The 13,020-nt window shown below is 57.7% G+C and carries 12 protein-coding genes, 1 tRNA gene and 1 pseudogene; 9 read left to right on the forward strand and 5 right to left on the reverse strand.

Going from position 1 to position 13,020, the window contains the following annotated elements:
* The first annotated feature begins 69 nt into the window (after positions 1–69).
* From QE432_RS15255 to QE432_RS15270, 4 genes are all read left to right on the forward strand, one after another.
* Complete coding sequence (locus QE432_RS15255) at positions 70–1,167, forward strand: 2'-deoxycytidine 5'-triphosphate deaminase (RefSeq protein WP_111804437.1); 1,098 nt, start codon at positions 70–72, stop codon at positions 1,165–1,167.
* Positions 1,168–1,223: 56 nt separating this feature from the next.
* A tRNA-Gly gene (locus tag QE432_RS15260) sits at positions 1,224–1,297 on the forward strand.
* Between the two features lie 154 nt (positions 1,298–1,451).
* On the forward strand, positions 1,452–2,138 hold the full coding sequence (gene aqpZ, locus QE432_RS15265; protein WP_065703780.1) for an aquaporin Z: 687 nt from the start codon (positions 1,452–1,454) through the stop codon (positions 2,136–2,138).
* Between the two features lie 90 nt (positions 2,139–2,228).
* Positions 2,229–2,522 (forward strand): hypothetical protein, encoded by a 294-nt coding sequence (locus QE432_RS15270; protein ID WP_019564341.1) that lies wholly within the window; start codon positions 2,229–2,231, stop codon positions 2,520–2,522.
* Between the two features lie 135 nt (positions 2,523–2,657).
* Here QE432_RS15270 and QE432_RS15275 read toward each other — a convergent pair whose 3' ends face one another.
* The gene (locus tag QE432_RS15275) at positions 2,658–4,595 is read right to left on the reverse strand and encodes a glycosyltransferase family 2 protein (RefSeq protein ID WP_306624839.1); all 1,938 of its coding nucleotides are present in this window, start codon (positions 4,593–4,595) and stop codon (positions 2,658–2,660) included.
* A 170-nt stretch (positions 4,596–4,765) separates the two neighbouring features.
* On the opposite strand from QE432_RS15275, the pseudogene QE432_RS15280 reads away from it, so the two are divergent.
* A pseudogene (locus QE432_RS15280) lies at positions 4,766–5,528 on the forward strand (transporter substrate-binding domain-containing protein).
* A 40-nt stretch (positions 5,529–5,568) separates the two neighbouring features.
* On the opposite strand, the gene uppX reads toward QE432_RS15280, so the two are convergent.
* On the reverse strand, positions 5,569–6,795 hold the full coding sequence (gene uppX, locus QE432_RS15285; RefSeq protein ID WP_236772146.1) for a Wzx-type polysaccharide biosynthesis protein UppX: 1,227 nt from the start codon (positions 6,793–6,795) through the stop codon (positions 5,569–5,571).
* A gap of 351 nt (positions 6,796–7,146) precedes the next feature.
* Here uppX and uppY point away from each other — a divergent pair, with 351 nt between their 5' ends.
* Both uppY and QE432_RS15295 read left to right on the forward strand, forming a co-directional pair.
* Positions 7,147–8,442: a Wzy-type polysaccharide biosynthesis protein UppY gene (gene uppY / locus QE432_RS15290; RefSeq protein ID WP_025592405.1), complete on the forward strand. Its 1,296-nt coding sequence runs from the start codon at positions 7,147–7,149 to the stop codon at positions 8,440–8,442.
* Positions 8,443–8,469: 27 nt separating this feature from the next.
* Positions 8,470–9,222, forward strand: coding sequence for a polysaccharide deacetylase family protein (locus tag QE432_RS15295; RefSeq protein ID WP_306624841.1), 753 nt, complete (start codon positions 8,470–8,472; stop codon positions 9,220–9,222).
* Between the two features lie 74 nt (positions 9,223–9,296).
* Here the strand turns inward: QE432_RS15295 and QE432_RS15300 are convergent, their stop codons facing one another.
* Positions 9,297–9,947: a S24 family peptidase gene (locus tag QE432_RS15300; RefSeq protein ID WP_003514944.1), complete on the reverse strand. Its 651-nt coding sequence runs from the start codon at positions 9,945–9,947 to the stop codon at positions 9,297–9,299.
* 111 nt (positions 9,948–10,058) lie between these two features.
* On the reverse strand, positions 10,059–10,709 hold the full coding sequence (locus QE432_RS15305; RefSeq protein WP_003514945.1) for a response regulator: 651 nt from the start codon (positions 10,707–10,709) through the stop codon (positions 10,059–10,061).
* 244 nt (positions 10,710–10,953) lie between these two features.
* Here QE432_RS15305 and QE432_RS15310 point away from each other — a divergent pair, with 244 nt between their 5' ends.
* On the forward strand, positions 10,954–11,307 hold the full coding sequence (locus QE432_RS15310) for a DUF952 domain-containing protein (protein WP_003514946.1): 354 nt from the start codon (positions 10,954–10,956) through the stop codon (positions 11,305–11,307).
* Positions 11,307–12,398, forward strand: a complete 1,092-nt coding sequence (locus QE432_RS15315) for a quinone-dependent dihydroorotate dehydrogenase (protein ID WP_013635431.1) — start codon at positions 11,307–11,309, stop codon at positions 12,396–12,398. Before QE432_RS15310 ends, QE432_RS15315 begins: the two co-directional genes overlap by 1 nt.
* A 124-nt stretch (positions 12,399–12,522) precedes the next feature.
* Here QE432_RS15315 and QE432_RS15320 read toward each other — a convergent pair whose 3' ends face one another.
* A complete protein-coding gene (locus QE432_RS15320; protein ID WP_306624843.1) occupies positions 12,523–13,020 on the reverse strand; it encodes a CAP domain-containing protein in 498 nt (165 codons plus the stop codon).

Genomic DNA, 13,020 nt, shown 5'->3' on the forward strand with positions numbered 1-13,020 from the left:
ATACTGCCGTTACCGGCTTGCGTCAATGCTTTCCTTTTGGTTTTGTCGCCGTAAAAAGGAATGATGATCATGACCAGAACCACGGGCATTTTGGCGGATGGCGCGATCAGGGCGCTGTTTGCGGGCGGCAAGCTGAAAAGCGAGGCTGATCTCGATGTCGATCAGGTGCAACCCGCCAGCCTCGATCTGCGACTGGGCTCCAAAGCCTATCGCGTGCGCGCCAGTTTCATGCCCGGCCCCGGAACCCGAGTCATCGACAAGCTCAACCGCTTCAGCCTGCACGAGGTCGATCTGAGCGAGGGGGCGGTGCTGGAAACCGGTTGCGTCTACATCGTGCCCTTGATGGAGAGCCTGGAGCTGCCGGCGGATATGTCGGCTTCGGCCAATCCGAAAAGCTCGACGGGGCGTCTTGATATCTTCACCCGCGTCATGACCGACAATGCGCAGGAATTCGACAAGATACCTGCGGGCTATGCCGGCCCGCTCTATCTGGAAATCAGCCCGCGCACCTTCCCGGTCGTCGTGCGCCGTGGCTCGCGCCTCTCGCAAATCCGTTTCCGCATCGGCCACTCGTTGCTCAACGAAGCCGAGCTTCTGAAATTGCACGAGACGGAGATGCTGGTCGCCAGCGAAACCCCTAATGTGACCGGCGGCGGCATCGCGCTTTCCATCGACCTTAAGGGTTTTGGCGAAAAAGGGCTGATCGGTTATCGCGGCAAGCATCACACGGCGGTGGTAGATGTCGACAAGAAGGCTCAGCACGATGTTCTCGATTTCTGGGAACCTCTATACGCCCGCGGCCGTGCCGAACTGATCCTCGATCCGGATGAGTTCTATATTCTCGTTTCGCGTGAAGCCGTGCATGTACCGCCACTTTATGCGGCCGAAATGACGCCCTTTGATCCCTTGGTGGGCGAGTTCCGCGTGCATTATGCGGGCTTCTTCGATCCAGGCTTCGGCCATGCGCAGGCGGGCGGCACGGGCAGCCGCGCCGTTCTCGAGGTGCGCAGCCACGAGGTGCCCTTCATCCTCGAACACGGCCAGATCGTCGGCCGGCTTGTTTACGAGCACATGTTGCAAAAACCTGATGGCCTCTACGGCAGCGGCCTTGGCTCCAACTATCAGGCACAGGGCCTGAAGCTCTCCAAGCATTTCCGCACCGAGTAATGATCCTGTCGGGTGCTTGACACCCGATAAGAACTGTCCGATGTCTTGTGCGCGGCGCGGGTGTAGCTCAATGGTAGAGCAGCAGCTTCCCAAGCTGAATACGAGGGTTCGATTCCCTTCACCCGCTCCATATTTTCAAGGCAATCCAAACAACTTCCTGGCCGGTCAAAAGCGCGCATGTCACCGCCATCGCTGCGGCAAACGTGCGACTATGCGATTTAGCTTGACTACAATTAAATTGCACGTAATAGTTGATGCGGTCGTAACATTATTGGGGGAGTGTTATGAGTCGCAAGCTTCTTTCGGAATTTCTTGGCACTTTCTGGCTCGTGTTCGGAGGTTGCGGCAGTGCTGTTTTTGCCGCTGCTTTTCCTGAACTCGGCATTGGCTTTCTCGGTGTCGCTTTCGCTTTCGGTCTCACGGTTTTGACCATGGCCTATGCGGTCGGCGGCATTTCGGGCGGTCATTTTAATCCGGCCGTTTCCGTCGGTCTGTCCGTTGCTGGCAAATTTCCGGCATCGAACCTCGTTCCTTACATAGTGGCGCAGGTTTTAGGGGCGATTGTCGCGGCGGGGGCGCTTTATGTCATCCTTACCGGCAAAGCCGGTGCCGATATTGGCGGTTTTGCCGCAAATGGTTACGGGGAACATTCACCGGGTGGATATTCGCTCGTGTCGGCGCTGCTGATCGAAGTCATTTTGACGGCATTTTTCCTGATCGTCATTCTGGGATCGACGCATGGCAGGGTTCCCATTGGTTTTGCGCCGATCGCAATCGGCCTTGCTCTCACACTTATTCATCTGATCTCCATTCCGGTCACCAATACATCCGTCAATCCGGCCCGCTCGACGGGACAGGCATTGTTTGTTGGTGGATGGGCGCTGCAACAGCTCTGGCTGTTCTGGCTCGCTCCGATCCTCGGAGGCGCAATCGGCGCCGTGGTCTGGAAACTTTTCGGCGAGAAAGACTAAGGCTCAAGGCCCGCTTTCTCCGGCCCGCACAGACATGAATGGGAAGCATTGTTTCTCCGAATGGTCGGGGAAACCTGTGAGGAGGATGACATGGATCTTACTTCGATATTGGCCCAAATTGTCGGTGGTGCGGTTGGCGGTTCGGCCGGCGGAAAAATACTCAAGGATTCTGATCTCGGTGCGCTCGGCAACCTGATTGCCGGCGCTATTGGCGGCATCGGCGGAGGAACCGTGCTCGGATCGCTGCTCGGGACGGCGGGAACTGCTGCCGCCGGCGGCATGGATATAGGCGCTCTTGCCGGCCAGCTTGTTGGCGGCGGCGTCGGCGGCCTGATTGTCCAGATCATTGTGGGCCTTATCAAGAACAAGCTCGTTACCAAGTAGAGCTGCTCGGCCGATCTTTTGCGAAGCGATAAAGCTTGCCGATGGAGAAACCTCGATCGGCAAGGCGTTTTGGTTTGTGCCATATCCGCAGTGGCGGCGCTGACGGAACCGGAATTCGTTTATGAAATCTGGTCGTCAGGCCTTGTTCCTGATGACCGGCATATGCGGCGTCTTGTTCCAGACGAACGGCTTGGTTTTCAATTCCACCACGGCGCGCCATGCGGCGAGTGACAGCATCAGCCAATAAAGCGGGATCGCCAACCAGCGCCGTCCGACCTGTTGTTTCTCATGAGCTATCATCCTGTTTCTGCCCATCAGTACGAAGATGGCGTAGCTTCCGAAAATATTCAGCGTATCGATGAAAAACAGAATGCCCTGCCAGGAAAGCAGCATATCCGTGCCGTTTTCCCGGATTGCCATGGCCATGAAGGCGAAGGAAACAAACAGCAAGGGATGGGCCAGCGACGACAGAAGCATGCCGCCGATCAGCAGCTGAAAGACGATATAGGCGATCCATCCCATGCGGCGCGCGGTCGTGAAGGGCGAGCGGGTCATGACCAGCCAGCTTTGCAGCCAGCCCTTGTACCAACGCGCGCGCTGGTTCAGCCAGACGGAAAGCGAGGTCGGGGCATCCTCCAGTGTCTGTCGCCGGATGACACCGCAGCGATAACCCAGCCTGTGCAGCCGGAGGCCCATATCGGCATCTTCCGTCACATTATAGGGGTCCCATCCTCCCACCCGGCGTAACACGGCGGTGCGGAAATGGTTGGAGGTGCCACCAAGCGGCAGCGGTAACCTGCACGCTGCAAGAACTGGCAACATGCAGCGGAAAAGGCCGGAATATTCCAGTGCGAAACAGGCGCTGAGCCAGGAGGAACTGGCATTGCTGATAATAAGCGGCGCCTGCACACAGGCCACCTCGTCCGGCTGGTCGCGGAAGGCGGCATAGGCCTCGCGCAATTGCAGCGGATGCGGCCGGTCCTCGGCGTCGTAAACGGCAACGAAAGTGCCACGCGCGCCGGAAAGCGCATAGGTCAGGGCCTTGGGCTTCGTGCGTGGCATGGATGGCGGCACCTTGACGATCTCGATATGCGGACCGGGATTTATCCGCTGGATGGCCTCGATCGTCGCTACGTCGTCTGCCTCGCAGACGAGCTTGATATCGAGCCGGGATTTGGGCCAGTCCAGCCGCTCCAGCGCATGAATGAGCTGCTCAACGACCGCCTCTTCGCGATAAAGCGCCACAAGAATAGTGTAGACCGGCAGCTCCCCGTCCTGCTGGAGTGGTATGACGGTTTTCGCATCGTTTCCTTTTGGCGTATGGACAAGTGCAAACAACCTGAAAAGCAAGGTGGAGAGATAAAGCATCGTGAGGGTGACGTGAATATAGGCCAGGGCCGCCTGCGTATAAAACAGTAGCGACAGAACGAGCAGGGTAACGAAAATGCCGCTGACAAAACCCTGCTCGCCATGCAGCGTGATCCTTGCGGAATGCTGCGGCGCCGCGTTGAAAAGCTGATGTCGCGTGTCTCGGCAGCGGCGTGCTTCGCCGGCCTTCCAGATTGCGCTGCGCATGGCCTGTGGCGTGGTCACGGCAAGTTCTTCGAGAAGATACGGACGCTGATCGAGGATGCCTTTCAGCAATTCCATTCTTGCCAGTTCCGGCACGATCAGCAGCACTGGCTTACCATTCAGCGGTGTCAACCGCAGGAGCCGTGGTTCGGCTAGTTGCGCGTCCAGGTGATTGATGTCTGCCACACGACCCGGATCGATTTCCGGTCGAAACGGCAATCGCAACAATCTGGCAAAAGCACCGTAATACGCATCCGCATCGACCAGGCCGCTCGCCAGCAATTCGTCTTCCACGGTTGAGCCGTTTTTGAGGGCCTGCTCTTCGAATGCAGCGATGTAAGGCTTGCCGAACCCCAGCGAAGAGAGAAAGCGTGTTGGTCCGTGCTCGTCCGGTTCGGGCGCTGTCCAAAGCGGATTGTCGCCGATGAGCGAAAACGCAATTTTTCGCCCCGCTGACGTCGTGCGGAACGATTCTCGTGTATAGTGCCTAAAATAATCCATGCATCGCCGCCGCCGCCATGGTAACGCCCTGCTTCTTGCTACGGACAGTATAGATGAGAATGATGAATGTAACGCGAAATATAGTTATTGGTTTTACTTTAGCTATCGCTTTACAATTCGGTGGTAATTTGGGAGAACTTCACGCGGAAGGTCTCTCGGACAGAAACCGCATGCCGGTGCTGTTTGATGCGCAAGAGCGGTTTCCGGGTGGCGATCTGTCCTCCGTGCCCCGGATCAGGTTTTTGATGTCGGTCGATTTCCCCACCCTTCAATTTTACCGATCAGGAAGGCCGGCTTGCCGGTTTTCATGTCGATCTGGTGCGCGAAATCTGCGCCCAGCTGAAGGTTGAGAGCAAATGCCAGGTGCAGGCACTGCCGTTTGACGAGCTGGAGGCAGCGCTGGAAATGGGAGAGGGCGAAGCGGTGATTTCCGGCATTGCCACCACCGCCGATCTGCGCAAGAGTTTCACCTTCTCGCGACCCTATCTGCTGTTGCCCGCCCGTGTTGCCGTCAACAAGGCGGCGAAATTCACTGGCTCCGGCGCAGACGCCCTGTCGGGAAAGAAGGTGGGTGTGGTCACGGGCTCGCGGCACGAACAGATGCTCAAGGCATTTTTTCCCAAAGCCTCGGCCGAAGGCTTTAACGGTTACGAACCCATGTATGAGGCGTTGAAGACGGGCAAGGTGGACGCGGTTTTTGCGGATGGGCTGCGCCTGCCTTTCTGGGTTTCGGGAAGCACGTCCGGTGCTTGCTGTGCGCTTTTCGGCGGACCTTATTTATCCGACAGATTTCTTGGCGAAGGCCTTTCCATCATGGCAGTTGATCCGGACGATGTGCTTGTACCGGCCTTTGATCAGGCGCTTGCCGCACTTTCGCGCAATGGCCGGCTGGAAGAAATCTACCGGCGTTATTTCCCCTACGGGCTTTATTAGAGAAATCCGGTTTCACTCGGATCGGCGCCCGGATGACGTTCTATTTGGCGGGCGCAAAGGCTTTTTCGTTGTGCCGCAATCGCAAAAGCGCGATCCAAACGGCGGCGGCGATGGCGGCTTCCACGAAGAAATAGCTGCCGATCGTTCCGGAAATGCTGAACGACCAGGTGAGGAAGGCGACGATAACGGAGCCGATGAGATTGCCGCTGTTCCATATCTTGGCGCGGATATCCTGCCGTCCGGATGCGCCAAGCGCCTCAAGCGCGGTCGCCGCAACGGCCATCGGCAGCACGACCCAGCAAAGGATACGGGTGATGATCGGCAGCGAGACGTATTCGTCGCCGAACAGTAGCGGCAGGAAGGGCGCGATGATGAAGATGACCAGCGCGCTGCCGACTGCGATGACAAGCGCTGCCTTCAGCACATTATAAGCGCGCTCTATGGTCTTTCCGATACCCTGCAGGGCGGCTGAGGCCGATCCCGGATAGATCAGCCGGTTGAGAGCCTCGACGGAGAGGTAGGAGCTGTCGAGAATTCGCCGGGCAATGGAGTAGCTGCCCAGAACCTCGGCGCTGGCAACGGCACCGAGAACGAGAATATCGGCATTGCCACGCACGGCCTTGAACAGGAACTGGGTGGAAAACAGGATGCCGATGCGGATTTCATCGCGAACGATCCGGAAAACCGGCCGACCGAGCCTGCCGATCGCCTTCAGCGAAATCACTGCCGCAATTGTATGGGCAGCCAGGTTCCACAGGGCCCAGGCCTCCACCGTCTCCACCTTGAAGATGAGACAGGCGACCACGGCGGCAATTGTGCGGGCAACGGCGAACATCACTTCCAGCTTGTTGGCGGAGGCGAAGTCGGAATGGGCGATGAAGCTTTGGGTCGAAAGCGAAATGACTTTCAGAAGGATGAGGTTCGTCACCAGGATCACGAAAGTGGTGATGAGGGTATGCAGCAATGTTTCCGACGTCGGGAAAAACACCGGGATCGTGACCATGCCGATGATGGTCAACACAATGCCGGTAGCGGCGCTCAAGAGATAGCTGTGGCCGAGCATCACGGGAAACATGCTGCGATCCTGCGCCACGCGGCGGATCAGCGATTCCTGCGAACCGAAACCACAAATCTGTACGCCGAGATTGGTCACGGCCGTGATCGAGGCATAGAGCGCGAATTGTTCCACGCCGAGATGGCGGGCAAGCAGGGCGAAGGTCAAAAGCTGGGCGGCGCTGGACATCAAAAGCGCCCCGCCGGATGCCATATAGGTCAATCCCAGTCTGACTAGATGGCTGAACCGCGGCGTATTCAACGACACCTTATTCTCCGTGCTTTCCGGCGTCGCCGGGTGAATTCAAGATAACTGCCGTGTTTTTAAAATTGATGAACTGGAAAAACCCGGCAAGGGGGCAATAATTCGAAGGCCGTTGACCTCTATGAATGGCAGTTGCCCAGTCTTAGCCTTCTTGAGGTAAGAGAGGGTTAAAGCAATTGTATAATAATGATGATAATGACTGTTATGGTTATTTGGACATGGCCCGGTTTCAAAAAGGGTTTCGTTGTTCGTCACAAGGCAGGCCAATGATCCGATTATCCTTTTTCGATGTGGCAGACGATGCCGCCTTTCACTGATACGCAGTCCATTCCTGTACAAAGCAACAGCATGTCGCTTACGGGCGGCCGTCGCGACGCGATTTTTTTCGTCGTCACGATGCTTTATATCTGGATTTCCGTTGCGCCTTTCGAAAATCTTGCGGCTGCACCCGTGCCGCACGCCGCCGCAAACCAGCTGACCGGGCTGGTAATTGCGCTGATGCTGGGTGTTTTTGCCCTGCGTCATCGGCTGACGGGGCTTTTGTTGCGGCCGCGTCTGCCCATTCTGCTGTTGTTTTCCTGGCTGGTGATTTGTTCGGTGCTTGGCTCCCAGCCTGGCACTTCGCTGCAACGTTTGCTCTTTACGGGCCTTCTGTGCTTCATCACCAGTGTCCTCGTCGTCATGCCGCGCGACAGGCGGCAGTTCGACCGGATGATGGCCATCTTCGCCGTCATCCTGCTGGCGCTCTGCTACTTCGGGGTGATCTTCCTGCGCTCGCGCTCGATCCACCAGCCCTACGATCTCGATGAAACGGCGCTCGCCGGCGATTGGCGCGGTATCTTCAATCACAAGAATGCCGCCGCTCCCGCCATGATCATTCTCGTCATGATCGGGCTTTACCTGCGCAATAGCTGGTCGACGGTCGGCGGCATTGTCATCACGCTTCTGGCAGGGTTCTTCCTCTGGAAAACCAACGGGAAAACCGCAGCGATGCTGTTGCCCGTCACTGTTGCGCTGGTCTGGGTCATGGAAAGACATGCCGGTCGGACATTGCTGATGATCGGAGGTCTTCTGGCTTTCCTCAACATCCTCGCGGTCGGCTCCACCTATTTTCCGAGCATACGGCATGTGGTCGATAGTCTGGGGATCGATTCCACCTTTACCGGCCGAACGGATATATGGCGCCTGTCCTTCGACACGTTTGCGCAATCGCCGATCTTCGGGCAGGGTTTTCAGGCATTCTGGACGAGTGACCGGCTTCTGGCGCAGGCCGATACTGCCGGCACCTGGGCGGTCACCGCCTTCCATGCCCATAACGGCTTTGTCGAAAGCCTGCTGAATGGCGGCCTGCCGGCCTTTGTTCTCATCGTCATATGGCTCGTCATCATACCCGCAAACGATTTTCGTATAGCTGTGAATAAGGGTACCGATCCGGCATTAACGCGGCTTTTTGCACGAATTTGGGTGTATGCACTGCTTTCTTCGTGTCTTGAGAGTAATTTCTTTACCGGAACCGGGCCTATCTGGTCTTCTCTACTGATTGCAATCTATTGTTTGAGGCATCAGGCGTACGACATACTTGAGCAGGGGCAGTAATTTGCAGACAGGCCGGGGGGCTTATGCATGACACAAAAAATCGGGACATTTGCAGACAGGATCAATAACCGGCTGGTGCAGTACTTTCCAGGACCGGCGGCGCTGATCAAAACGTCCGAACCAATCGTCTCCTTCACATTCGATGATGTGCCGGCGACCGCCTGGACAAAGGGCGCGCGCATTCTGGAAAGCGAGGGTGTTCGCGGGACATTTTATCTCGCAGGTACTTTTATCGACAAGCACTATGAACAGCAGGACATGATTTCAACCGAAGGCTGTTCGGAACTTGCAGCGGCCGGCCACGAGCTTGCCTGCCATACTTTTTCCCATCGCAAACTCTCGAGCTTTTCACGGCGCGGGCTTGAAGAGGATCTTGATCACAACGAAACCGTGCTGGCATCGTTCGCCGAAAACCGAGGCAGGCGGAATTTCTCCGTTCCTTTCGGCATGGCCTCGCCCGTCATGCAGCCCCTGTTACGACGAAGGTTCAAGACCGCTCGCGGCATCATGCCTGGCATCAACCGGGGCAGCATCGATCCGTACAATCTTGCCGGGGTGGAGTTGCGCGCGGACCAAAACTATCTCGATGCCGCCGATCGTTGGCTCGAGGATGTTTTGCAAAATGGCGGCTGGCTCATCATTTTCACCCATGATGTTTCGCAGACGCCGAGCTTTTACGGTTGCCCGGAAGACAAACTTCAGAGCCTTGTCCGCAGGGCAGCTTCCGGCGGTGCGAAGATCATGACGGTTGATGCCGCGGCAACGTCACTCGGTCTGTAAAGGGATAGTATCGACGCCTGCTCTCTGAGTTGTGCCCGGGCAAGTAGGACGCCTGTCTTCGCAATGGCGGGTGTCTATTGGCTGGCCCAGATGATGCGGGCGATCCATTCCACATCGGCCATGTCGAAACTGCGGTTCGGATGTTCGGGATTTAGCGAAAGAAGCTCGATATTCTTGGGGCTTTGCCGCGCCAGCACCTTGGCCATCACTTCGCCGTCTCGGCTTTTCAGCACCACGCGGTCGCCGCGCCGCACCTGCGCGCCCGGCTCCACGATCAGGATATCGCCGTCGCGGTAAAGCGGCATCATGCTTTCGCCCTGTACTTCCAGCGCGTAGACGCCCTGCTTGCGTTCGGGAGAAGAGGGGAACTCCACCACATCCCAGCCTTGACCGGCCGGAAAACCGCCATCGTCGAAAAAGCCGCCGGAGCCCGCCTGCGCAAAACCGAGCAGGGGGATGGCATTGTCCGCACCGGAAGGCTGCATTGTCTGCGTCCTGCCGAAAGCATAACCAAAAAACTGGTCGACGCTTGCCCCCGTCGCCTCCAGCACCTTGGATACCGATTCCGTCGAAGGCCAGCGTTTGCGGCCATCCGGGCCGAAACGTTTCGATTTGTTGAACGAGGTGGGATCGAGACCGGCACGCTTCGCCAAGGCCGAAGGCGTCAGCTGGTGACGTTTGGCAAGCGTATCGATGGCGCTCCAGATCGTCTCGTGTGAAAGCATGATGAAAGCCCGCAGGTGGAGCCCGTGGCGGAAAAGCTCCTGTCGTTTACTCCGCGGAATCTAGACCATATCCCGTCAGGAGTAAAGAAAAGAAAGGAATAAAATCCTCGATTATGCCACCATGGCCGATGTGTTTATCTTGCTGAGCTGTATCACCGCCTGTGTACGGCTATCGACCTTAAGCTTCAACAGAATAGCGGAGACATGCGCCTTGATGGTGGCTTCCGAAACATTCAGCGCATAGGCGATCTGCTTGTTCAGCAGGCCTTCGGCCAGCATGCCCAGAACCCGGCTCTGTTGCGGCGTCAGCGTTCTGAGCCGGCCGATGAGATCAGCCACGTCAGGATCATGCTCCTTTTCGCCCTGACAGCTTGCCGGTATCCACACATCGCCTTCAAGAACCGCGCGAATGCCATCCCTGATATCGTCGATGCCCGAGGATTTGGAAATAAAACCGGAAGCGCCGAGTTCGATGGACCGGCGAACAGTGGTCGCGTCGTCCGTTGCCGAAACGATGACGATGGGCAGGCTGGAAAATTCCGCCCGCAGCGCCATCAGGCCCGAAAATCCGCTGACACCCGGCATGGCGAGGTCCAGAAGCATCAGATCGGCGTCGTTGCATGCCGTCGCGGCACTTCTGGCAGCCTCGAAATCCCCGGCTTCCATGATTGTCTGCTGCCCGTCGAGACCGGATACGGCCTGTTTGAGGGCACCGCGAAAAAGCGGGTGGTCGTCTGCGATGATAATGACAAGTTCCGACATTCTGGCCCCCTCCCAAGGGCGTTATGCGGTTCTTTGAAAGGTATGGCGCACTCCCGTTTGCCGGCAGTCTAGACTGCTTCCGGCTCCTCTGCTGAAAGGTTGCTCTAATCGGTTGCGTATTACAAGAAAAAGCTTGGGAACAGCCGTCGCGCCAATAAAAATGCCGTGGAAACTGTGGACAATCGACCCGCTTTGCGGCAAACCGCCCAGACTGAAAAGCCTTGGAAAGCCTTCGGAGAGCCCCATGCACGAAACGCCCGCGATCATTTATAAAATCGTGCCGGAGACGTTGTGGAATGCAGCCAGGGCACAAGGCGTCTTCGAAGGCGCCGCCATCGATCTGACGGATGGGTTCATTCATTTTTCAACGGCAAAGCAGGCGGCCGAGACTGCCGCCCGGCATTTTTCCGGCCAGACCGACCTGCTTCTGATCGCTGTTGATGGTGCAGCACTTGGCGACAAGCTGGTTTATGAACCCTCGAGAGGCGGCGATCTTTTCCCCCATCTCTATGCGTCTCTTCCCTTGACCGCCGTGCTTTGGGAAACGCCGCTTTCACTTGGCCACGATGGCCAGCACCAGTTTCCGGAGATTTTGTGATGAGCGGATTATTTTCCTCAATCGGCCGCAAGGGCCTGTTTCTTGTCGATCCGGAAAAGGCACATGGTCTGTCCGTGGCGGCGCTGAAAAGCGGCTTTCTGCCCACCTGCATGGTGCCGCACGATCCGCGTCTGCAGCAGACCGTTGCAGGCCTCGTTTTCCCCAATCCGCTCGGCATGGCGGCGGGTTACGACAAGAATGCGGAAGTCCCGGGACCGCTTCTGAGGCTCGGTTTCGGCTTTACTGAAATCGGCACCGTCACGCCGCGTGGGCAATCCGGCAACCCTAAACCGCGCATCTTCCGTCTGGTTGAGGATGAAGGCGTCATCAACCGCCTCGGTTTCAACAATGAAGGCCATGCCGCAGCGCTGGAGCGCCTGAAGCAGGCGCAGCTACGCGGCATCGTTGGCGTCAATATCGGTGCCAACAAGGACAGCGAAGACCGCATCGCCGATTATGTGCAGGGCATAGAGGCCTTTTATTCGGTCGCATCCTATTTCACCGTCAACATCTCTTCGCCCAATACGCCGGGTCTGCGCGACTTGCAGGCGCGCGAAAGCCTTGCGGCACTTCTTGGCGCCGTGCTGGAGCGCCGCAGGGCAGAAGCCGAACGCTTTGGCAAACGCATTCCGATCTTCCTGAAGATCGCGCCCGATCTGACCGAGGAAGGGCTGGATGACGTGGCGGAAGAGGCGCTGGCCCATGATCTCGATGGCCTGATCGTCTCCAACACCACGCTCTCGCGTGAAGGTCTGCGGCCCGGTCCGCATAAGGGTGAGGCGGGTGGATTGTCCGGCAAGCCGCTATTCGAGCTGTCGACCACTGTTCTCGCCAAGATGCGCCGGCGCGTCGGCAGCAATCTGCCCATCATCGGCGTCGGCGGCGTTTCTTCGCCGGAAACGGCACTGGAAAAGGTAAGGGCAGGGGCCGATCTGGTTCAGCTCTATTCCTGCATGGTCTATGAAGGCCCCGGCCTGCCGTCGTCCATCGTCAAAGGCCTGTCGAAGCTGGTCTCTCGCGAAGGTGTGCAGTCCATTCGTGACCTACGCGACAGCACGGTCGACCGCTGGGCCGACCGCAAGCTTGGATGACGATGACCTGAACGGTCGAGACGCTGCGTCGGTTAAGATGAGTGCTTATCGTGGTGGTGTGCTCTCCTCCCTCATCCCTGTGACAGGGACAGGAATGAGGGTGGAGGGGGCGCCCCCCGTTATCTCACGCGCAGAGCACCATCGCCCAATAGGGCCGGTTGCGGCTTGCGGCATCATAGGCAACCGCGACGCCAAGGCCATTATATGGTCCGAGCATGTTTTCGAGATGATGTTTCGAGCCGATCCAGGCCTTGACGACACGCTCCACGCTGTCCTGCCCGGCCGCCACGTTTTCCGCTGCTGGTAGCGGCACATTGCCGTCCTTCATGCGGATGAGGAAACTGTCGGTCAGGCCGATCAGATGCGCCATCTTCTGCGCCTTGGCCATGCGTCCGGCCTGATAAGCGGCCGCACCACTTGCCGCACTACTGAAGGAGAGTGGCGAAAGCCCTTTCGAGCGGCGCAACTCGTTGACCATTGGAAGCGCTGCCGCGGTCTCATCGCGGGTGCCTGACGGCATGCCCTTGTTTGTAGGCACGGAAACACAGGCGGAAAGAACGGAACCGGCGGAAATCAGCACGAAGCCGCGCCGCGTAAGCGTCTGGAAAGATGTGTCGGTCAT

It is taken from the genome of Agrobacterium sp. SORGH_AS_0745, assembly GCF_030818995.1.
Lineage (GTDB): Bacteria > Pseudomonadota > Alphaproteobacteria > Rhizobiales > Rhizobiaceae > Agrobacterium > Agrobacterium tumefaciens.